The sequence below is a fragment of the Actinomycetes bacterium genome, assembly GCA_035506535.1.
Taxonomy (GTDB): domain Bacteria; phylum Actinomycetota; class Actinomycetes; order DATJPE01; family DATJPE01; genus DATJPE01.
This window is the reverse complement of record DATJPE010000014.1, coordinates 1-21,950: the sequence shown is the minus strand read 5'-3', so window position 1 is coordinate 21,950 and position 21,950 is coordinate 1. Positions and strand designations below refer to the sequence as shown.

The following is a 21,950-nucleotide window of genomic DNA, read 5'->3' as shown; positions in this document are numbered from 1 at the left end:
CTCGTGCCAGGCGTTGGTGATGGGGAGCCGACGGTCGCGGCCGAAGGCACGTACGGTGATCTTCGTGCCCGGCGGGTACTGCCGGCGCTTCCACTCCGCGCCGTCGGTCATGCGCATGACCCGCTCGACGAGGGCCGGCTCGAAGCCGTCTGCCACCACGTCGGCAGCCGACCGGTCGCCCTCCACGTAGTCGTCGAGCACGTCGTCGAGGAGCGCGTAGTCGGGGAGTGAGTCGGTGTCCAGCTGGCCGGGCCGCAGCTCCGCCGACGGCGGCTTGGTGATGGTGTGCTCGGGGATCGGCGGGACCTCGCCACGAGCGGCCGCGTCGTCGTTGCGCCACCGGGCCAGCGCGAAGACCAGGGTCTTCGGTACGTCCTTCAGCGGCGCGAAGCCGCCGACGGCGTCGCCGTAGATCGTGCTGTAGCCGACCGAGAGCTCGCTCTTGTTGCCGGTCGCGAGCACGAGGTGGCCCTCGCTGTTCGAGAGCGCCATCAACGTCGTCCCCCGCACGCGGGCCTGCACGTTCTCCTCGGCGAGGCCGGTCAGCCCCAGGGAGTCGACGAAGGCGGCCACCATCGGCGCGATCTCGACCACCCGGTAGTGCAGGCCGGTCCGCCCGGCGAGGTCCGCCGCGTCCGAGAGGCTGTGCGAGCTGGAGTACACACTCGGCAGCGAGACGGCGTGCACAGCGTCCGGCCCCAGTGCGTCGCAGGCGATCGTCGCCACCAGCGCGGAGTCGATGCCGCCGGAGAGCCCGAGCACCACCGAGCGGAAGCCGTTCTTGCCGGCGTAGTCGCGCAGCCCGAGGACCAGCGCGGCGTACACCTCGGCCGGGTCGCTCAGCCGCTCGTACGTCGGGGCGGGCAACGGCGGGTACGCCGGCAGCGGCCCGGCCGAGGTCACCGCCTCGACGAGACGCTCCTGATCGGCGAGCGGCAGGTCCAGGTCCAGCACGAGCAGCTCCTCGGCGAACTGGGGCCCGCGGGCCAGCACCCCGCCGTCCGCCGCGACGACGAGGGAGTCCCCGTCGAAGACGAGCTCGTCCTGGCCGCCGACGGTGTTGAGGTACGCCAGCGTGCAGCCGGCCTCCGCCGCGCGGCGGCGGCACAGCGCGAGACGTACGTCGTCCTTGTTGCGCTCGTAGGGCGACCCGTTCGGTACCACGAGCAGGCCGGGGGCGCGCGCGGCGTACTCAGCGACCGGCCCGCCGTCTTGCCACAGGTCCTCGCAGATGGCGATCGCGACGTCGACGCCGTGTACGCGCACGACGACCGTCTCGGTCCCCGGGACGAAGTAGCGGTACTCGTCGAACACTCCGTAGTTGGGCAGGTGGTGCTTGGCGTAGCGCGCCACGACCGATCCCCGGTGCAGCACGGCGACCGCGTTCTGCGGCGAGCGGCGCGGGCGGCCGACGACGTCGGGGGCGTCCTCGAGCCGGTCCAGGAAGCCGACCATGACGACGACCTCGCCCAGCCTGGCGTCGGTGAGGTCCGCCGCCAGCGCGACGACCGCGTTGCGTGACGCCTCGATGAAGGACGGACGCAGCGCGAGGTCCTCGACGGGATAGCCGGTCAGGAACATCTCCGGGAGGACGAGCAGGTGCGCACCCGCCGCGTGGGCCGCCGCGGCGCGGTCGAGCACCAGTGCGGCGTTGCCCGCGATGTCGCCCACCGTCGGGTCGGCCTGGGCCAGGGCGAGCCGCAGCTGGGGCACGGCTGAAGCCTTTCACGACCCGTCTCGCCGTGTCCGCGCGGTGTGTTACCCGTGGGACACGTGCGCACGGCAGGATGGGTCCGTGGACAAGCAGCAGGAGTTCGTCCTCCGCACCCTGGAGGAGCGCGAGATCCGGTTCGTCCGTCTCTGGTTCACCGACGTGCTCGGCTTCCTCAAGTCGGTCGCGGTGGCACCGGCCGAGCTCGAGGGCGCGTTCGCCGAGGGCATCGGCTTCGACGGCTCGGCGATCGAGGGTTTCGCGCGCGTGTACGAGTCCGACATGCTGGCCAAGCCGGATCCCGCGACCTTCCAGGTGCTGCCGTGGCGCTCGGAGTCACCCGGCGTCGCGCGGATGTTCTGCGACATTCTCATGCCCGACGGCACCCCGAGCTACGCCGACCCGCGCTACGTCCTGAAGCGCGCGCTCGGCCGGGCCGCGGAGCTGGGCTTCACCTTCTACACCCACCCCGAGATCGAGTTCTTCTTGTTCAAGGACCAGCCGGAACCGGGACGGGCCCCGGTGCCGGTCGACTCCTCCGGCTACTTCGACCACACCCCGCACGGGGTCGGCCAGGACTTCCGGCGCCAGGCCATCACGATGCTCGAGGCGATGGGCATCTCCGTGGAGTTCAGCCACCACGAGGGGGCGCCGGGCCAGCAGGAGATCGACCTGCGGTACGCCGACGCGCTGACCACGGCCGACAACATCATGACCTTCCGGCTGGTGATGAAGCAGGTCGCGCTGGAGCAGAACCTCTACGCCTCCTTCATGCCCAAGCCGTACACCGAGCACGCCGGCTCGGGGATGCACACCCACCTGTCGCTGTTCGAGGGCGACCGGAACGCCTTCTTCGAGGCCGGCGCGGAGTACCAGCTCTCCAAGGTCGCCCGCGCGTTCATCGCCGGCCTGCTGCGGCACGCGCCGGAGATCACCGCCGTCACCAACCAGTGGGTGAACTCCTACAAGCGCCTCTACGGCGGCGGCGAGGCGCCGGCGTACGTCTGCTGGGGGCACAACAACCGCTCCGCGATGGTCCGGGTGCCGATGTACAAGCCGGGCAAGGGCCAGTCCACGCGGATCGAGGTCCGCTCGATGGACAGCGCGTGCAACCCGTACCTGTCCTTCGCCGTGCTGCTGGCCGCCGGGCTCCGGGGGGTCGAGCAGAACTACGAGCTGCCGCCCGGCGCCGAGGACGACGTCTGGTCGCTCACCGAGGCGGAGCGTCGCGCGCTCGGCATCGAGCCGCTCCCGCAGAACCTCAAGGAGGCGATCGCGGTCATGGAGGGCAGCGAGCTCGTCGCCGAGACCCTCGGTGAGCACGTCTTCGACTTCTTCCTGCGCAACAAGCGGGCCGAGTGGCAGGAGTACCGCTCCCAGGTGACGGTCTTCGAGCGCGACCGCTACCTGCCCGTCCTGTAGGGGCGCCGCAGTCCGGTGACCCAGCCCACAGGCCGCACGTCCACGCTCGCCGGGCGTCTCGTCCGGCTGGGGTTCGCCGACGTCGCGCGGGTCGAGGACCTGCTCGCAGACCTCCAGCGGCTGGACCCCTCCCTCGACGACGCGGCCGGCGAGGGGCTGCTCGACACCCTCGGGGACGCCGCGGACCCGGACCTTGCCCTCGCCGGCCTCGTCCGCGTGCTCGAGGCCGGCCCGCTCGCGCGCCGGTTCGTGCGGGACGCGGTAGCGGAGGAGTCGGGTACGTGGCTGCGCCGGCTGGTCGCCGTCCTGGGGGGCAGCCTCGCCCTGGGCGAGCACCTGGCTCGCCACCCGGACCAGGTCCGCGTCCTCGCCCCCGACGAAGACGCCGCGCTGGACGGACGCGACCCGCGCGAAGACCTCCTGCGCGCCGTGGGTGCCGATCCGTGGGACCCCCAGTCCAGGGCCGTCCGTACCGGTGCGGCGGGCCGCGACGCCCTGCGGGTGGCCTACCGCCGCCGGGTGCTCGCCCTCGCCGCCCGCGACCTGGTCGGAGAGCTCGGTGTCGAGCACGTCGCCGCGGGGCTGGCCGCGCTCGCCGACGCCGCGCTCGAGGCCGCGCTGCGGATCGCCATGGCGGAGCACGAGCCGGCCGCGGACCAGGTCCGGCTCGCGATCGTGGCCATGGGCAAGTGCGGCGGACGGGAGCTGAACTACGTCAGCGACGTCGACGTGCTCTTCGTCGCCGAGCCGGCCGATCGCGTGGAGGAGACGGCGGCGCTGGCTGCGGCGACGAGGCTCTCGACCGCGGTCATGCAGGTCTGCTCCGCCCACACCCCCGAGGGCGTCATCTGGCCGGTCGACGCGAACCTGCGGCCGGAGGGGCGTCAGGGCGCCCTCGTGCGCACGCCCGCCTCGTACCTGGCCTACTACGAGCGCTGGGCGAGCACCTGGGAGTTCCAGGCCCTCCTCAAGGCCCGCCCGGCGGCCGGGGACCGCGAGCTGGGGACGCGCTTCGTCGACGACGTGGCGCCCTTCGTCTGGGGTGCCGCGGCCCGGCCGCACTTCGTCGAGGACGTCCAGGCGATGCGCCGGCGCGTGGAGGAGCACGTACCCGCGGGGCAGGCGCAGCGCCAGATCAAGCTCGGCCGAGGGGGGCTGCGCGACGTCGAGTTCGCGGTGCAGCTGCTCCAGCTCGTCCACGGCCGCACCGATGTCTTCCTGCGCTCGGCCTCGACGTTGGAGGCGCTGGAACAGCTGTCCACCCGCGGGTACGTCGGGCGCGACGACGCAGCCGAGCTCGACCGGGCGTACCGGTTCCTTCGCTCGATGGAGCACCGGCTGCAGCTGTTCCGGATGCAGCGCACGCACGTCGTCCCTGACGACGAGCCGGGGATGCGCCGGCTGGCGCGCTCGCTGGGCTTCCGCGAGCAGCCGGTCGAGGACCTGACGCGCACCTGGTCCCGGCACGCCCGCGAGGTGCGCCGCCTGCACGAGAAGCTCTTCTACCGTCCGCTGCTGAACGCCGTCGCCCGGCTGCCGGCCGAGGAGGCGCGACTGACACCCGAGGCGGCCGAACAGCGGCTGGAGGCGCTCGGGTACGCCGACCCGGAGCGCGCGCTGAGGCACATCGAGGCGCTGACGTCCGGGGTGTCCCGTCGGGCGGCGATCCAGCAGACCCTCCTCCCGGTGATGCTCGCCTGGTTCGCCGACCACCCCAACCCCGACGCCGGCCTGCTCGGCTTCCGCCAGGTGAGCGACGCGCTGGGCTCCACGCCCTGGTACCTACGGCTCCTGCGCGACCAGAGCGTCACGGCCGAGCGCCTCGCCGCCGTCCTCGCCTCCAGCCGCTACGCGAGCGACCTGCTGCTGCGGGCCCCCGAGGCCGTGCAGCTGCTCGCCTCCGACGAGGAGCTCACGCCGCGCTCGCGCGAGGTGCTGGGATCGGAGATGCTCGCGCTCGCCGGGCGCTACACCGACCAGGTCGAGGCGATCACGGCGGTACGTGGCGTGCGCCGGCGCGAGCTGTTCCGGATCGCCTGCGCCGACCTGCTCGGCCTCCTCGACGTCAAGGGGGTCGGAGACGCCCTGTCCGACGTGACTGCTGCCGCGCTGGACGCCGGCCTGCGCATCGCGACGCGAGCCATCGAGGCGGAACGCCGTACTCCGCTGCCGACCCGGGTCCTCGTCGTCGCCATGGGCCGCTTCGGGGGTCACGAGCTCGGGTACGGCAGCGACGCCGACGTGATGTTCGTGCACGACCCGCGCCCAGGGGCCGACGAGCGCGATGCGCAGACCGCGGCCCATGCTGTGGCCGAGGAGATGCGCCGGCTCCTGGCCATCCCGACCACCGACCCGCCCCTCGTCGTCGACACCAACCTTCGACCCGAGGGGCGCAACGGCCCGCTGGTGCGCACCCTCGCGTCATACGCGGCCTACTACGCCCGCTGGTCGCTGGTCTGGGAGGCGCAGGCGCTGCTGAGGGCCGAGCCGGCCGCGGGCGACGCGGACCTCGGACAACAGTTCGTCCACCTCGTCGACCCCGTGCGCTACCCGCCCGCCGGGCTCACCGAGGCCGACGTCCGCGAGGTCCGACGGATCAAGGCCAGGGTGGAGGGCGAGCGGCTGCCGCGCGCGGCGGACGCGACCCTGCACACCAAGCTGGGCCGTGGCGGGCTGGCCGACGTGGAGTGGACGATCCAGCTCCTGCAGCTGCGGCACGGAGCCGACGTGCCGGCGCTGCGGACCACCAGGACCCTCCAGGCGCTGGCCGCCGGGGTCGCCGCCGGCCTCATGACGCCGGAGGACGCGTCGGTGCTCGCGCACGCGTGGGAGACGGCGACCAGCGTGCGCAACGCGATCACGCTGGTCCGCGGCCGCGCGTCGGACACCCTGCCGTCCGACGTACGCGAACTGGCCGCCGTCGCCCGGGTCGTCGGCTACTCTCCGGGACGGACCGGTGACTTGGTGGAGGACTACCGACGGACCACGCGCCGCGCTCGGGCCGTGGTGGAGAGGGTGTTCTACGCGTGAGCCGTTCGGGGCGAGCTCCGCTGCGTGAGGTGTGGCGCAACCGCGAGGTGCGCGGGCTGCTCCTCGCCCAGGTCTGCTCCGACGCCGGCGACCAGGTCGCGCGGATCGCGCTCACCCTGCTCGTCTACGAGCGCAGCGGCAGCCTGCTCGCCGCCGCCGCGACCCTCGCGGTCAGCTTCATCCCGGGCGTGGTGGCCAAGGCGATGCTCGGGTCGCTCGCGGACCGCTACCCGCGCCGCACCGTCATGGTCGTCTGCGACCTGCTCCGAGCCCTCGTCATCGGGTTCCTGGCCCTCCTGGCCGGCCCCGGGACGTCGATCGCGCCCCTCCTCGCCCTGCTCCTGGTCTCCGAGCTCGCCACCGGGCCGTTCGCCAGCGCCCGGACCGCGCTGTACGCCGACATCCTGCGTGACCCCAGCGAGTTCACCGCCGCTCAGGCGGCCGGTCGCATGGTCAACCTCGGCATGCAGGTCGGCGGCTTCGTCGTGGGCGGGATCGTCATCCAGCTCATCGGTGCCCGCGAGGTCCTCGCCCTCGACGCTCTGACCTTCCTCGTCTCCTACGCCCTGGTCCGAACCCAGGTGCGAGCCCGCCCGGCGGCGGACGAGACCGGTACGTCGGTCCGGCGCCTGCTCGCCGACGTCAAGCTGGGCGCGCGCGAGATCTTCCGGGACCCGCTCAAGCGGCCCATCGTCCTCGTCAGCTGGATCTCCACCCTCTATTTCAGCGCACCGGAGGCGGTGGCCGTCGGCTACCACCCAGGGCAGTCGGCCACCACGAGCGGGCTGCTGCTGGCGGCGGCTCCGGCGGGCTCCTTCGTCGGCGCGGCGGTGCTCAGCCGGGTACGGCTTCCCGACCAGGTGCCCCTGATCGTCCCGATGGCCTGCCTGTCCTGCCTCACCCTGTTCGCCACGTCGATCGACCCCGAGCCGGCGGTGGCGTTCGGCCTGTGGTTCGTCGCGGGGAGCATGACCGCGTTCGTCATCACGATCATCGCCTCGGTCGTCCAGCTGACCCTTCCCGCGCGTCGTGGGCGGGTGGTGGGCATGGCTTTCGCGGGGTTCAACGCCGCCTCTGCCGTGGCCTACCTGGTCATGGGCTGGGCCGCGGAGTCCCTCGGTGCCGCCCGCGCCGTCTCGCTCGCCGGGGTGGTGGGGCTGGCGTCGATGCTGATCTTCCGGCTGGTCTGGCGCCAGGACCGGCTCGTCAACCGGCTGGACGCGCTGTCCGCACCCGCGGTGATCTCGCTTCCCGAGGACGAGCGGTCCTCGTCCCAGGTGGGTCCGATCCCGGATCCTGAACCCGCCGACGCCAGCTGACCCCTGGGTGCCGGCCGATCCTGCCTCAGCCGCGGCGCGGGGTCCCCCGGCGAGGGGCCGCCGCGACCACGGCTCGTGCATCGACCGCGGCGACGCCCGCCTCGATCCGGCGGAGCAGGTCGAGGAGGGTCTGACGCTCGGCCTCGGCCAGGCCCGACAGGGCAGCCGTCTGCAGGGCGACGACTTGAGGCAGGAAGTCCTCGACCGCCTCGCGACCCGCGTCGGTGAGCACGACGTGCAGCCTGCGCCGGTCGTCCGGGTCGGGCCGGCGCATCAGCAAGCCCTTGCGCTCGAGGGTGTCGAGGAGCGACGTGACGCTCGCGGTGGTGACGATGAGCCGATCAGCGATGGCAGTGGGGGACAAGGGCTCGCCCGCACCATCGATGACGGCGAGGGCCTGACGTCCGGCCCGGGACAGTCCGTGGTCGCGCAGGGCCTGGTCGACCACCCCCAGGAAGGCCTCAGCGGTCTGGACGAGTGCCATCATGCAGGCGTTGGCGGACTCGCTGCCCCCGGGGAACTCGCGCTCGAAGGCGTCGGCAGTCGCCGAAGGGCTCCCGCTACGAGGGGAGCCCTTCGGCCGCGGAGCCTGCGCAGTCAGTACCGCTCCTCGACGTCCTGGTCCCAGACGCTCACATCCGGTGCGCCGAGGACGCCGCCACGCTCCATGGCGTCGTGCAGGCTGGGGTCCTCGCTGAAGGTGCGAGCCGATGCGGCGTCGGGGAAGTGGATCAGCGCCAGGACGTTGTTGCCCTCCCGGAGCACTCGATGCTCCGTCGCACCGTGGCTGCGGCGGATCTTCTCGTGCTCGTCGAAGACGAGCTTCCAGGTGTCGTAGTCGGCCACCGAGTGCCGAACTGCGATCGTGGTCATGGCTACCTCCAGCGTGAGTGGATGACCTGCTGGTAGTTTCCTAGACCTCAAGTAGCTAGAAGTCAAGCAAATTCTACGCCAGGAGCTGAGCCTCGAGGTGCTGGGCGTAGGTGACGGTGCCCAGGTGCGCACCGGGGCCGGGCAGGGCCAGGCCTTGCTTGAACGCCTTCGCCAGCTTGCCGGGCACCGGGAGGGGCAGCACGCGCGGCTTGGGGGCGACCTCCTCGGGGTGCTCCTCGATCCACGTGCTGGCCCACAGCCGCGCGAGGTCCCTGGAGCCGATCTCCTGCGGTCCGGCCATCTCGAGGACGTCGTGGCCGGGTTCGCCCAGCGCCACCTCCCAGACGTAGGCCGCGACCTCGTCGACGTCGACCGGCTGGATCCGCCACCCGGAGGGGATCGCGAGCAGCGGGCCGTGCCGTTGCTGGCGCAGCAGGTCGTCGAGGAAGGTGTGGAACTGGGTGGCGCGCACGATGGTGACCGGCAGTCCCGACCCGAGGAGCACCTGCTCGGCGGCGAACTTGGCGTGGTAGTAGGCGTAGGGGACGCGGTCCACGCCGACGATCGACACGTAGACGAGGTGGCGCAGGCTCGATCGGTCGGCTGCCTCGACGATGCGCCGGGCACCCTGCACGTCGACCGACCACGGGTCCTTCGTCGAGGAGGCCGTGTGCACGAGCACCTCGACCCCGGCGAGGGCCTCGGACAGCCCGGCGCCCGAGGGCAGGTTGACGACCGTGTAGTCGTTGCCGTCGTAATGGCTGAGCTGGCGGACCTGGGCCGTCTCGTCGGCGAGGGCGAGACGGACGACGCGGCGGCCAAGGCGTCCGCCCGGGCTGGTGACGGCGACGATCACGCGGGTGCCTCCTCGAGCGCGGCTCGGGCCACCAGCCTAGGGACTGCGTGGGGACGTGCCGGTCACGCGGCGCTGTGCGCCTCCGCCGTGTCCTGGCGGTGGTACTCGGCGAGCAGCCGCTTCTCCTCCGCGCCCTTCGGGAAGAAGAAGTAGACGAGGACGGCGCCGACGGCGACCGCGATGATCCCGACCGAGTACGCCCAGTGCTGGCCCTGCAGGAACGACTGCTTGGCCGCCGCGATGATCTGGTTGGAGTACTGCGGGTACTGCTTGGCGATGTCCGTCGCCCCGTCGAAGGACTTGGTCAGCTCGCTCTGCACGCTCGAGTTGATCTTGTCCGACTGAGGCGACGCGGCGATCGCCGCGTTGGCCGCGGCGGCGTACCCGGCGGTGAGCAGCGCCCCCATGATCGACTGCATGATCGCCCCGCCGAGGTCGCGCTGGAGGTCGGCGGTGCCCGAGGCCATGCCCACCCTGGTCACCGGAACCGAGCCGGTCAGCGAGTGCGACGCTGGCGTGCCCGCGAACCCGACGCCCGCGCCGACGAGCGCGTAGCCGAGCCCGACCTCCCAGTAGTGGCTGCCTTCCTTCCACAGCAGGAGCATGGTGAGGAAGCCCGCCATGATGGCCGCGTAGCCGAGGAGCAGGGTCACGCGAGCGCCCTTGGCCTCCACGAGCTTGGCCGAGCGCGGGGCGATGAGCACCATGAAGAAGGCGGCCGGCAGGATCGCGAAACCCGCGTCGACCGTCGAGTAGCCGAGGACGTTCTGCAGGAACTGCTGGCCGATGAACATGGCACCCATGAGCGACCCGAACACGATGATCCCGGCGCAAGCGGCCACCCAGAACACCCGGCGAGCGGCGACCCGGAGGTCGTAGAGCGGGAACTCGGCCCGCCGCTCCCGCAGCAGGAAGGCCACGATGGCAGCGGCGCCGATGATGGCCAGGCTCAGCACGAGGGTTCCCTCGTTGGGTACGGCGGCGAAGTTGATGGCCAGGATGATCGCCCCGACGAGCAGCGCGGACAGGATGCCGCCGAGGTTGTCGACCGGGTCGGTGGTCTCGTTGACGTGGCTCGGGACCAGCCGGATCGCCATGGGGAGCGCGATCACGATGATCGGCAGGGTGATGAGGAAGACCGACCCCCACCAGAAGTGCTGCAGCAGCAGGCCGGACACCAGGGGGCCGAGCGCCGAGATCGCGCCGCCGGTCGCCGACCACAGGGCGATGGAGCGGGTGCGTCCGGGTCCCGACCACAGGGCGGTGATGAGCGAGAGCGTGGTCGGGTAGGACATGCCGGCCGCGATGCCCCCGACGAGTCGCGCGACGATGAGCACCCAGATCTGCGGGGCCCAGGCCGCGAGGATGCAGGCGGGCACGGACAGCACGACGCCGACGAGCAGCATCTGCTTGCGTCCGTAACGGTCGCCGACGGCGCCGAGCCACAGCACCGACATGGCCAAGCCCAGGCTGTAGCAGACAGCGACAAGGTTCAGCTGGGTCTGCGAGGCGTTGAAGTGCACGCCGATGTCCGGCAGGGCGACGTTGGCGACTGCCAGAGGGAGGTTGGCGACCGCCGCCACCAGGATGAGGCAGGTCAGGACCAGGCCCTGCCGGTCGGGCGCCGCCGCCTGCTCCTGGGTGACCGTCGTACCCGTGCCCCCTGCCATGGGCGCCCCTTCCTCGAGTCGCTCGTGCCCGCGGCGATCATCGTAGGGGGAGGCCGCACAGGGTGGTCGGCCCTACCGTTCTCATGTGGCATGCACCGCCTGCGGTCGGGACCTGGAGGGCGCCTTCGCGTTCTGCCCCTTCTGCGGCGCGCCACAGCGGCCGACTCAGGGTGGCGAGGTCGGGGAGCGGCGCGTCGTCACGGTCGTGTTCTGCGACCTGGTCGGGTTCACCTCGACGTCGGAGAGGGCCGACCCCGAGGACGTGGACCGGATGCTGCGTGCGTACTTCGCGCTGGCGCGGCGGCTGATCGAGTCCTACGGCGGGGTGGTGGAGAAGTTCATCGGCGACGCGGTGGTCGGCGTCTTCGGGGTGCCGGTGTCGCACGAGGACGACCCCGAGCGGGCGGTGCGAGCGGCCCTGCGGATCGCCGAGGACGCGGAGTCGGTCACGACCCCCTCGGGCGAGGCGCTGCGCCTGCGCCTGGGGGTCAACACCGGCGAGGTCCTGGTCCGCCGGGGCGTGGCGCCGGGGGCGGGCGAGGGATTCCTCGCCGGGGACGCGGTCAACACCGCCTCCCGCCTGCAGTCCCTCGCGCCGCCGATGGGGGTGGTCGTCGGCGCGTCGACGTACGAGGCGACCGCGGCGGTCTTCGCCTACACCGAGCTGCCGCCCGCCGAGGTCAAGGGTAAGTCCGGGCTGGTCCACGTCTTCCAGGCCCTGCATCCGCTGTCGCGGTTCGGGACCGACCTGACGCGGGTTCACGACGGCCCGTTCGTGGGTCGCGAGGTCGACCAGGCGATCCTGCAGGGGATGTTCGAGAAGGCGGTCGCCGCCTCCTCGGCCCAGCTAGTCCTCGTCGTCGGCGAGCCGGGCATCGGCAAGTCCCGCTCGGTGGCGGAGCTGTTCCGGTACGTCGACGCCCGGCCGGGCCTGGTGTCGTGGCGCCAGGGGAGGTGCCTGCCCTACGGCGACGGCATCACGTTCTGGGCGCTCGGTGAGATCGTCAAGGCGCACGCCGGCATCCTCGAGTCCGACCAGCCCGCGGTGGCCGCGGCCAAGCTGGAGGCGGTGCTGCCGACGGGCGCCGACCGCGCCTGGCTGCGCCAGCGCCTCCTCCCGCTGGTCGGGGTCGAAGGTGCGCCCGCGGTGGGACGCGAGGAGCTGTTCACCGCCTGGCGGCGGTTCCTGGAGAGCCTGGCCGAGGAGAACCCCGCGGTACTCGTCGTGGAGGACCTGCACTGGGCCGACCCGGCGATGCTGGCCTTCGTCGCGGATCTGGCCGACCGCGCTGTCGGGGTGCCGCTGCTGGTGGTCGGGACCGCACGCCCGGAGCTCTTCGACCGGCACCCGGCCTTCGCGACCGGGCTCACGAACGTCAACCGGATCAACCTCGAACCGCTTTCCGCCAGTGAGTCCGCGCGCCTGGTGACCGCCCTCGCCGACGGAGCGCACCTGCCGGCCGACGTCGAACGAGCCTTGTTGGAACGGGCCGGCGGCAACCCGCTGTTCGTCGAGGAGTACGTCCGCCTGCTGCGGGACCGGGACCTGCTGCACGAGACGGCCGCCGCGGGGGACGTCCCGGCTCTTCCGGACTCGGTGCAGGCACTGATCGCCGCCCGGCTGGACACCCTCGAGCCGGGCGAGCGGGCCCTCCTCGGCGACGCAGCCGTGGTCGGGAAGGTCTTCTGGGTCGGGGCGCTCGCCGCGATGGGCGGACGCGACCTGCCCGAGATCTCTCACCAGCTGCACGAGCTCTCCCGGCGTCAGCTCGTACGCCTGTCCCGCCGTCCGTCCATCGAGCAGGAGACCGAGTACGCGTTCTGGCACGTCCTCACCCGTGACGTCGCCTACGCCCAGCTCCCGCGAGATGCGCGCGCGCGGCGCCACGTCGCGGTTGCCCGGTGGATGGAGGCCGCCACCGGGGAACGGGTCGAGGACGTCGCGGACATCCTCGCCCACCACTACGCGACCGCGGTCGAGCTGCTCACCGCCGCCGGGCGGTCCGAGGAGGCCGAGGGTCTCCGCGATCCCGCGGTGCGCTTCCTCACCCTCGCTGGTCACCGAGCCCTCGGCCTCGACATCTCGGCGGCGTTGGTGGCCTTCGAGCGAGGACTCGCGCTGATTCCCGAGCCCTCGGACCTGAAGGCTCCGCTCCTGCTCGGGTTCGCCGAGGCGGCGTCCGCCGCTGCCCGGTTCCCGGAGGCCCGCCGGGCCGCCGCCGAGGCGGCGGCGCTGTTCGCCGCACGAGGGGATCGGCCGTCGCAGGCTCGCGCGCTGCGGCTGGAGGCGTGGCCGGCGTTCCGGATGGGTGACAACGTCACCCGTCACGAGCTCAACGAGCAGGCCCTCGCGCTGCTGGAGTCCCTGCCGCCGAGCCAGGAGTACGTCGAGGCCCTCGCCGCGCTGGCGGGCGACGAGGCGCTGCGCGGCCACAACGAGCGGGCGCTCGAGCTGACGACGACGGCGCTTCGGGTCGCGGACGAGAACGGTCTGGATCCCACCGGCGCGTACGCCCGTCGGGGGCTGGCGCTGTGCAACCTTGGCGACCGGGCGGGGATGGCGGACCTCAGAACCGCGATGGAGCTCGCGGGGGAGCACGGCGGAGGTCCCGAAGGGATGACCGCCCACACGAACCTGAGCTCCCTGGCCGGGTTCTTCGACGGACCGCAGGCTCAGCTCGACCGGGCTCAGGAGGCACTGGCCTTCGCCCGGGCTCGCGGGAACACCCTCGTCGAGAGCTGGATGTCCTTCGACCTGCTGGACGCGACCGCCTCCCTGGGGCGCCTCGACGAGGTCCTCGATGCGATCGCCGTGCAGATCGAGCAGGTCCCCGCCGGGGACGACATCCGGCTCCTCATGGCCCGGGGGAGCCGGCTCCGGGCCGTTCTCGTCAAGGGTGAGGCCGAACGGGCGAGCGACTCACTCGACTGGCTCGAGGCGACCGCCGTGCGACTGGCCGACCCGCAGTGGCGAGCCAGCGTACTCACCTCGGTCGCGTGCGCCCACGCCGCTCTCGGACATCGCGCTCAGGCCGCCTCCCTGCTGGACGGCCTCGCGGGCGACGCTCAGGTCAAGGCGGACTCATCCCTCGCGATCGTTCTTCCCGACCTGGTCCGCGCTGCCCTGCTCCTCGGTGACCTCGGTCTGGCGCGGCGCCTCGTCGCCGACGTACCGCCCCGGTGGCCGTACACCGACCACGCCCTGTGCCACTGCCGAGCCATGATCCTGGAGGCGTCAGGAGACCTCGAGGAGGCCGCGGCCGCCTACGAGGAGTCCGTTCGGCGGTGGCGGGACTTCGGTGTGGTCACCGAGACGGCCTTCGCGCTCCTGGGACTCGGGCGTACCTTGCTCGCCCTCGGCCGTCCGGACGACGCTGGCCCGCCCCTGCGCCAGGCACGGGAGCTCTTCGCGGACATGAACGCCCCCGTCCGGGTCGACGAGGTGGACTGCATCGCGGCGTCCTGAGCGCCGATGACCCCTCCATGACGACTCGTGCGTTCCGCGCTGTGGTGCTCCTCCTCGCCGTGGCCGGCGCTCTGCTGCCGACGGCCGCGAGCGGAGCGCGTACGGTCACGCTCCCTCCCGTCAACGCGACCTTCGACTACCAGATCGGTGGTTCCTATCCACCGGCGCACGGCGTGCGCATCGTCGACCGTGACCGGCTCAGCACGCCGGCCAAGGGGATCTACTCGATCTGCTACGTCAACGCCTTCCAGACCCAGGCGGAGGAGGACTCCTGGTGGAGGAAGAAGCACCCGACACTGCTCCTCCACGACTCCGCCGGCCACCTGGTGGAGGACCCGGGCTGGCCGGGGGAGTACCTGCTGAACACGCGTACGGCGACGAGCCGGTCCGCGCTGCTGCGCATCATCGGCGCGTGGTTCGACTCCTGCGCCCACAAGGGCTTTCGCGCCGTGGAACCCGACAACCTCGACTCCTGGACCCGTTCGAAAGGGCTCCTGACGCGCGCCGAGAACCTCGCCTTCGCCCGTTCGCTCGTGGCTCGCGGGCACGCGGACGGTCTCGCGGTGGCCCAGAAGAACGCGGCCGAGCTCGGGTCGACGGGCAGGTCCAAGGCGAGGTTCGACTTCGCGATCGCCGAGGAGTGCCAGGTGTATGCCGAGTGCAGCGCCTACACGTCCGTCTACGGCCGCCACGTCATCGAGATCGAGTACTCCGACAACCCGCTGACGTACTACACGGCAGCGTGCCGGGCGCGTGGTGCGAGGATCTCGATCACGCTACGTGACCGTGACGTCATGCCTCGCGGCTCGACCGACTATGTCGACCGGCACTGCTGATGCGACCTGACGCGGCGATGCGCCGCTCCCCGGCCGGGCCTCCGCTCAGAGGAGGTTGCCGATCTCGGAGACGATGGTCATGAGAAGCCACCCGGCACCGACGACGTAGCCGATCACGATCGGGACGATGGCGGCCCGGACCGAGAGCTCCCGCGCCTTCCGGCCGAAGAGCACCGCCGCCACGCAAGGGGCGAGGCAGACCACGGTCGCGACGGCGTCGGAGACCAGGCCGACCCACGTCGGATAGGAACCACCGTTGTTGTAACCGAGGAGCGAACTGGTGCCCTCGCCGAACGCGATGGCGAGGACGAAGAACACTGGGATGAGGACCACCGAGATCCAGGCACGGGTGAGATCCCTGCTCGTGGGGGGAGTGGCCTGGTCACGCTGGGTGGGGTCCGCGGTCTTCATGGGGGTTCACCTCCCGCGTACACCGTCACCGTCTCGCCGTCCCGCGAGCCCGGGAAGAGTCGTAGGTCCCCGACCGCGGCGCTCAGGCGGTGACGCGGTACAGCGTCCAGGTGTCGGGCACACCCTTCAGCTCGTAGTCGCCCATGGGCGTGAAGGACAGCCCGGCTCCGGCGCTGAGATCCTTGACGGTCCGCGTGGCCAGCACCTCCGACGCCCCGGCGAGGGCGCACACACGAGCCCCGATCGCGACCGCGATCCCTTGGTCCTTGATCCCCGTGCGCAGGACCTCACCGGTGTGGACGCCGGCCCGGATCTCGATGCCGAGCGGCTGGACGGCGGCGACCGCCCGTACCGCGCACTCGAGCGCGCCACCTGGGCTGTCGAACGTCGCGAAGACTCCGTCGCCCGTCGTGTCCATCTCGGTCCCCCCGAAGCGCGCGAACAGGTCGCGGAGGAGGCGCAGGTGCTCGGCCACCAGGGCGTTCCAACGGCTGTCGCCCAGGCGAGCGGCCTGGCTGGTCGAGGCCACGATGTCGGTGAACAGGACGGTGGCGAGCGCCCGATCTCGTACCTCGGGTACGGGCTCGACGCCGAGGAAGTCCTGGATGGCGTCGAGCACCTCTCGGGTGTCCCCGAACCACGGCATGTCGTCGAAACCGGCGAGCAGTTGGAAGTGCGCGGTCGGGATCCGCGACGCGACGTAGCGGGCCTGTTCGGCGCTCGGCTGGCGAGCGAGGACGAGGGTGGGCACCGTGACGCTCGGCAGGACGTCCCGTACGTCGGTCTCGAACCACGTGCGCACGAGCAGCACCGCTCGCGACGGCGTCACCGACCCGCGCTGCACCCGGGCCATCCACTCCTGGAACCGGTGGTCCACCTGCCCCATCGGACCCTGGGCGATGGCTGCCTCCTCGCCGGAGCTGGCGGATCCCCATCGCTGCGGGAGCTGCTCCAGCTCGGCCTCCTCCTCGTCGAGGGTGGACCCCCAGGGGTAGTCCTCCGCCCAGCGTTCCCGAGCCACCGCGTGCAGCCAGATGAACCGGTCGACGCGGTCCGGGCGGGTCGCCGCCAGGAGCGCGCCGAGCCCGCCGTAGCTGCGCGAGCCGAGGAGGCTGACCCGATCGACGCCCTCCGCATCGAGGATGGTGAGCAGGTCGCGCATCCGGGTGCCGAGGTCACCGGGCTCCGGCCCACGATCGGACAACCCGATACCCCGGGGGTCGTGGACGATCACCCTCGCGAACGTGGCCAGCTCGCTGAGCCAGGCCGCGATCGGTTCGAAGTCCCACAGCAGGTCGACGTTGAACAGGAAGTACGGGACGTAGACGAGGTCGACGTCGCCATGCCCGAAGCGCTGGTAGGCGAGCGTCACGCCGTCCGGGGTGACCACGTACCGCGTCTCGGGCCGGTCCACGACCGCACCTCCCTCCGCAGCGAGCCCTTCCTGGGCGACTCACCTTCGGGCGACCCCGCACCGGGCACCGGGGATGCCTGCAGTAGATCGCGCCCCGAGCCTTCTGCAGAAGTCCCATATGTCCCCTCGCCGGGTCGATGAGAACCGGACATTTGGGACTTCTGCAGAAGTGGCGCCGTCGGGACGGGGTGCGCGGAGGTCCGTCCGAACGCCGTGGTGGCGGGGGCTCCGACACGCTTCGCTGCAGGCGGTCGCGGATCGTGAAGTCTTCGAATCGTGAGAACGCTCCCGGCTCACTCGGCGTACATTTCTTGCGCATGAGCCGAGAAACTTCCCCTTGGCGGCTCGACCTGAGCCCGTCCGGCCGCGGCTGGCTGTTGGTGCGCAGCGGCGACAACCTGGCTGAGGAGCAGGCCCGGAGAGCCATCGACGAGGCCGGCCTCGCGATCGCCGGCCGGGCGCACTCCCTCGTCGACATCAGCGTCGGCCCCTGCTGGGCCTACCCCGTCCTCGCCCAGTCGGACTGAGACCACCCTCGGGGCCACCGTCGAGGAGGTGGGGCGCGTGGGTTGGGTCGAGTCGGGCCACGCCTGGGGTGCCCGCGCGATCGACTGGGCTTACCTCTTCGAGCCGTACGCGCGCAGCGCCAACGACGAGCTGTTCGCTCGGACCGGTGTCGGACCGGGCACCCGCCTGTTGGACATCGCCTGTGGATCGGGCTATGCGGCGGGCGTGGCGGCCCGGCGCGGCGCCGCCGTCTCCGGCCTCGACGCGTCGGAGGAGCTGATCACGATCGCGCGGGCTCGGACGCCGGACGGGGACTTCCGCGTCGGGGACATGTTCGCGCTTCCCTTCGAGGACGACAGCTTCGACGTCGCGACGAGCTTCAACGGCATCTGGAAGGGGTGTGAGGGTGCGCTCGTCGAGGCGGCCCGGGTCGTACGCCCGGGAGGCTTGGTCGGGTTCACCTTCTGGGGAGCCCCCAAGCGGCTGGGTCTGGGTCCCTACTTCGCCACGGTCGTCGCGCTGTCACCGCCCGACCACGGGGCCGCCACCATGGACCAGGGCGAGACGGGTCGCCCGGGCGTTGCCGAGCAGATGCTGCAGGACGCTCGACTGGACCTTCTCGACCGCGGAGCGGTCCAGGTCGTCAACGAGTTCCCGGATCTCGACATCGCGCTGCGCGCGCTCGCGTCCGCCGGCCCCTCCTGGCCTCCCATCCGACACGTCGGCTATGAGCACTTCGCCGAGGCGCTCCGCGAGGCGCTGGGGCCGATGTACGTCGAGGGGATCGGTGTTCGGATCGTCTCAGAGCTCGGCTGGGTCGTCGCCCGAGTACCCGCCGCTTGAGTCCGGTCGGCGAGGGGCGCCAGCCGCGAGCCGCCCACCGAACTCCACGCCTTCGAACCGAAATCACCTAGGGGAGACGTCCGGCAGGTGATGACAGGCCAGGGGACTCGGCGGACGCTGAAGCAGATGAGCAATGAGCGTGCGACGACGTACCGGCTGGTCCTGCGTGGCGAGCTGGGGGAGCAGTTCGCGTTCCTGTTCGCCGGCATGCGGATGACCCGGGAGGACGGCACCACGGTGCTGACCGGTCCGGTGACGGACCAGGCCCAGCTCGCCGGTCTCATCGACCGGACCCAGGAGCTGGGCCTCGAGCTCGTTTCGGTCGGCCCTGACGAGCCCGTCGTCGACGCCCCGACTCTCCCCTAGGTGAGATACGTCCGTAGGGGATGCCCGCTCCTCCTGGCGCTGCGAGGTTCGTGAGTGACGACGAACGCAGCACCGACACGAGGAGCGAACAGATGGGCAAGGGCACGAGCGCCCCGGTCGCAGCACGACGAGTGAGCAGGCTCGTACAGCATCCAAGGAGTGAGTGGAGATGACCGCACTGGCTGCGGAGTTCGGAACCGGACAGGTCTTCTGGTCCTTCGTGTGGTTGGTCCTCTTCTTCATCTTGATCTGGCTGCTGATCGTGGTCTTCGCAGACATCTTCCGAAGCCAGGATCTGTCCGGGTGGGGCAAGGCCGGGTGGACGATCTTCATCATCGTCTTCCCGTACCTGGGGGTGTTCGTCTACCTGGTCGCCCGCGGCGGCAAGATGCACGAGCGCGCCGCCCAGGCTGCGCAGGCGCAGGACGCCCCGGCCCGCGCGTACGTGCAGAGCGTGGCCGCTACCACCAGCCCCGCGGAGCAGATCGCTCGGCTGGCGGACCTGCGGGCCCAGGGCGCGATCACCGACGAGGAGTTCCAGGCCGGGAAGGCCAAGGCACTCGCCGCAGGCTGACCGCTCCCACAACCGATTCGCGGCATCGACAGGAAAGGACATGACCATGAGCAAACCGTTCAACGGTGTGATCAACATCGACATCCAGGACTCGACCCCGGACTGGACGCCGTACGCCCAGCCGAACCCGCCGGAAGGCGCTCCCAATGTGATGTACGTCGTCCTCGATGACGTCGGCTTCTCCGCGTTGGAGCCTTACGGAGGGATGATCGAGGTCCCCCACATCAAGCGCATCGCCGACCGGGGGCTGAGGTACACCAACTTCCACACGACCGCCCTGTGCTCGCCGACCCGGTCCTGTCTCCTGACCGGGCGCAACCACACCACGAACGGGATGGCCTGCATCTCCGAGGCGTCGTCGGGCTTCCCGAACGCCAACGGGCACATCCCGCTCGAGACAGCCATGGCGCCCGAGGTCCTCGGCGAGCTGGGCTGGAGCACGTTCATGGTCGGCAAGTGGCACCTGTGTGCGGAGGACGAGGAGAACCTCGCCTCCCGCCGGCGGGGCTGGCCGTCGGGCCGTGGCTTCGACCGCTGGTACGGGTTCCTGGGCGCGGAGACGAACCAGTGGTATCCCGACCTGGTCGAGGACAACCACATGGTCGACCCGCCGCAGACTCCCGAGGAGGGCTACCACCTCTCCGTCGACATCACCGACAAGGCGATGTCGTTCATCCGCGACATGAAGGCCGTCGCCCCGGAGAAGCCCTGGTTCCTGTACTACGCGTTCGGCGCCGGCCACGCGCCTCACCACGCGCCGAAGGAGTGGGCGGACAAGTACAAGGGCAAGTTCGACATGGGCTACGAGGCCTATCGCGAGATCGTCTTCAAGAACCAGAAGGCAATGGGGATCATCAGCAACGAGACCGAGCTGTCGCCGATCAACCCCTACACCGATCTCAAGGGCCCCGAGGGGCAGGACTGGCCGGCGCTCGACGTCGTGCGCCCATGGGACTCGCTGAAGGACGACGAGAAGAAGCTGTTCCGCCGAATGGCGGAGGTCTACGCGGGCTTCGTGAGCCACGCGGACCACCAGCTCGGCCGCATGCTCGACTACCTCGAGGAGTCGGGGCAGCTCGACAACACGCTGATCATCATCGTGTCCGACAACGGTGCCTCGGGCGAGGGCGGCCCGAACGGCTCGGTCAACGAGAACAAGTTCATGAACGGGATCCCCGACACGATTGAGGACAACATCAAGTACCTCGACGTGCTGGGCAGCCCGCTGACCTACAACCACTACCCGACCGGCTGGGCATGGGCGTTCAACACGCCGTTCAAGATGTGGAAGCGCTACGCCAACTACCAGGGCGGCACAGCCGACCCGATGATCGTCTCGTGGCCCGACAAGATCAAGAAGCCGGGCATCCGGACCCAGTACCAGCACGCGATCGACATCGTGCCGACGATCTACGACTGCCTGGGCGTGACGATGCCGGATGTCGTCAAGGGCGCCACCCAGATCCCGCTGGAGGGGGCGAGCTTCAAGGCCACCTTCGACGACGTGAAGGCTCCGGGCAGGCTGACGCAGTTCTACTCGATGCTCAGCACCCGGGCCATCTACCACGATGGCTGGAAGGCATCGTCGGTCACGCCGGCGACACCGGACGCTTGGGGCGAGTTCCCCACGCAGCGTTGGGAGCTCTTCCACACCGACGTGGACCCCAGCGAGTGCCACGACCTGGCGGAGAAGGAGCCGGCGAAGCTGGCCGAGCTCACGTCCCTGTGGTGGGCGCAGGCCGGGATGTACAACGCGCTGCCGCTGGAGACGCGAACGGCGGTCGCCATCCTCAACACCGAGCGGCCGCAGCTGGCCAAGCCGCGTGACCAGTACGTCTACTACCCGGGCTGCGCCGAGGTGCCGGAGGCCGTCGCGGTGAATGTCCGCAACCGTTCGTACTCGATCACAGCCGAGGTCACCCTCGACAAGGACGGCAAGGCCGGTGGTGTGCTGTTCGCTCACGGCTGCCGCTTCGGCGGCCACGCCCTCTACATCAAGGACGGCAAGCTGAAGTACGACTACAACTACGTCGGCATGGAGGACCAGTACGTCGAGTCCAGCAAGCCCATCCCGACCGGCGCCGCGGTCAGGCTCTCGGCCTCCTTCGTGAAGGACGACAGCACGGACATGCCGACCACCGGCACGCTCACGCTGTACATCAACGACGAGGCGGTCGGCGACGCGAAGATCAAGACTCAGCCCGGCAAGTTCTCGCTGGCCGGCGAGGGCCTCAACGTCGGCCTGGACCGTGGCGAGCCTGTGACAGCCGACTACCCCGGTGAGGCGCCCTGGCCGCTCACCGGCGGCACCCTGACGAAGGTCGTCGTGAACGTCTCCGGTGATCCGTGGATCGACCGCGAGAAGGAGGTCCAGGGGGCCTTCATGCGCGACTAGCAGCAACGTTTCGACCGATAGCGCAAGGATCGGTGCGGCCGGCGGGACACCTGCCGGCCGCACCGGCGCGATGAAGGAGTGGAGATGAGGCCCGTGTCGACGGTCGACGTGGGGGAGTCGCTGACCATGCCTGGGCTCCCGAGGCCGGTTCATGTGATGGCGAAGCCGACGGGGGCGGTGTGCAACCTGGACTGTGAGTACTGCTTCTTCTTGTCGAAGGAGATGCTGTATCCGGGTAGCCGGTTCCGGATGGCCGG

Annotated in this window: 17 protein-coding genes; 10 read left to right on the top strand and 7 right to left on the bottom strand. The window is 71.0% G+C overall.

Features of this window, described 5'->3' with window-relative positions; genetic code table 11:
* The coding region (locus VMI11_02280; GenBank protein HTY71231.1) for an NAD+ synthase at positions 1-1,713 on the bottom strand (1,713 nt) is incomplete at its 3' end.
* Between the two features lie 82 nt (positions 1,714-1,795).
* Between VMI11_02280 and glnA the strand changes: the two genes are divergently transcribed.
* The 3 genes from glnA to VMI11_02265 are packed head-to-tail and all read left to right on the top strand — an operon-like array spanning position 1,796 to position 7,482.
* Entirely contained in the window at positions 1,796-3,133 is a 1,338-nt protein-coding gene (gene glnA / locus VMI11_02275; GenBank protein ID HTY71230.1) for a type I glutamate--ammonia ligase, read from the top strand.
* 15 nt (positions 3,134-3,148) lie between these two features.
* On the top strand, positions 3,149-6,163 hold the full coding sequence (locus tag VMI11_02270; GenBank protein ID HTY71229.1) for a bifunctional [glutamine synthetase] adenylyltransferase/[glutamine synthetase]-adenylyl-L-tyrosine phosphorylase: 3,015 nt from the start codon (positions 3,149-3,151) through the stop codon (positions 6,161-6,163).
* Positions 6,160-7,482 carry an MFS transporter gene (locus tag VMI11_02265; GenBank protein HTY71228.1) on the top strand — a complete coding sequence of 441 codons (1,323 nt, stop codon included), beginning with the start codon at positions 6,160-6,162 and terminating at the stop codon, positions 7,480-7,482. The genes VMI11_02270 and VMI11_02265 overlap by 4 nt, the downstream gene beginning before the upstream one ends.
* Before the next feature lie 25 nt (positions 7,483-7,507).
* On the opposite strand, the gene VMI11_02260 is transcribed toward VMI11_02265, so the two are convergent.
* The 4 genes from VMI11_02260 to VMI11_02245 all read right to left on the bottom strand — a co-directional run bounded on the left by VMI11_02260 (position 7,508) and on the right by VMI11_02245 (position 10,881).
* The gene (locus tag VMI11_02260) at positions 7,508-7,966 is read right to left on the bottom strand and encodes a MarR family transcriptional regulator (protein ID HTY71227.1); all 459 of its coding nucleotides are present in this window, start codon (positions 7,964-7,966) and stop codon (positions 7,508-7,510) included.
* A 113-nt stretch (positions 7,967-8,079) separates the two neighbouring features.
* Positions 8,080-8,355 (bottom strand): cyclase, encoded by a 276-nt coding sequence (locus VMI11_02255; protein ID HTY71226.1) that lies wholly within the window; start codon positions 8,353-8,355, stop codon positions 8,080-8,082.
* Positions 8,356-8,428: 73 nt separating this feature from the next.
* Positions 8,429-9,211, bottom strand: coding sequence for an NAD(P)H-binding protein (locus VMI11_02250; GenBank protein ID HTY71225.1), 783 nt, complete (start codon positions 9,209-9,211; stop codon positions 8,429-8,431).
* Positions 9,212-9,273: 62 nt separating this feature from the next.
* Entirely contained in the window at positions 9,274-10,881 is a 1,608-nt protein-coding gene (locus VMI11_02245; GenBank protein HTY71224.1) for an MFS transporter, read from the bottom strand.
* An 85-nt stretch (positions 10,882-10,966) separates the two neighbouring features.
* On the opposite strand from VMI11_02245, the gene VMI11_02240 reads away from it, so the two are divergent.
* The gene (locus tag VMI11_02240) at positions 10,967-14,347 is read left to right on the top strand and encodes an adenylate/guanylate cyclase domain-containing protein (GenBank protein ID HTY71223.1); all 3,381 of its coding nucleotides are present in this window, start codon (positions 10,967-10,969) and stop codon (positions 14,345-14,347) included.
* Positions 14,348-14,364: 17 nt separating this feature from the next.
* Complete coding sequence (locus VMI11_02235) at positions 14,365-15,183, top strand: endo alpha-1,4 polygalactosaminidase (GenBank protein ID HTY71222.1); 819 nt, start codon at positions 14,365-14,367, stop codon at positions 15,181-15,183.
* A gap of 45 nt (positions 15,184-15,228) precedes the next feature.
* Here the strand turns inward: VMI11_02235 and VMI11_02230 are convergent, their stop codons facing one another.
* Both VMI11_02230 and VMI11_02225 read right to left on the bottom strand, forming a co-directional pair.
* Positions 15,229-15,594, bottom strand: a complete 366-nt coding sequence (locus VMI11_02230) for a hypothetical protein (GenBank protein ID HTY71221.1) — start codon at positions 15,592-15,594, stop codon at positions 15,229-15,231.
* Positions 15,595-15,676: 82 nt separating this feature from the next.
* Complete coding sequence (locus tag VMI11_02225; protein HTY71220.1) at positions 15,677-17,008, bottom strand: adenylate/guanylate cyclase domain-containing protein; 1,332 nt, start codon at positions 17,006-17,008, stop codon at positions 15,677-15,679.
* 317 nt (positions 17,009-17,325) lie between these two features.
* Here VMI11_02225 and VMI11_02220 point away from each other — a divergent pair, with 317 nt between their 5' ends.
* From VMI11_02220 to VMI11_02200, 5 genes are all read left to right on the top strand, one after another.
* Positions 17,326-17,535 (top strand): hypothetical protein, encoded by a 210-nt coding sequence (locus VMI11_02220; GenBank protein ID HTY71219.1) that lies wholly within the window; start codon positions 17,326-17,328, stop codon positions 17,533-17,535.
* A 37-nt stretch (positions 17,536-17,572) separates the two neighbouring features.
* A complete protein-coding gene (locus VMI11_02215; protein ID HTY71218.1) occupies positions 17,573-18,358 on the top strand; it encodes a class I SAM-dependent methyltransferase in 786 nt (261 codons plus the stop codon).
* Between the two features lie 126 nt (positions 18,359-18,484).
* The gene (locus VMI11_02210; GenBank protein ID HTY71217.1) at positions 18,485-18,724 is read left to right on the top strand and encodes a hypothetical protein; all 240 of its coding nucleotides are present in this window, start codon (positions 18,485-18,487) and stop codon (positions 18,722-18,724) included.
* A 169-nt stretch (positions 18,725-18,893) separates the two neighbouring features.
* Entirely contained in the window at positions 18,894-19,298 is a 405-nt protein-coding gene (locus tag VMI11_02205; protein ID HTY71216.1) for an SHOCT domain-containing protein, read from the top strand.
* 46 nt (positions 19,299-19,344) lie between these two features.
* Positions 19,345-21,693 carry an arylsulfatase gene (locus tag VMI11_02200; protein HTY71215.1) on the top strand — a complete coding sequence of 783 codons (2,349 nt, stop codon included), beginning with the start codon at positions 19,345-19,347 and terminating at the stop codon, positions 21,691-21,693.
* Positions 21,694-21,950 lie beyond the last annotated feature (257 nt).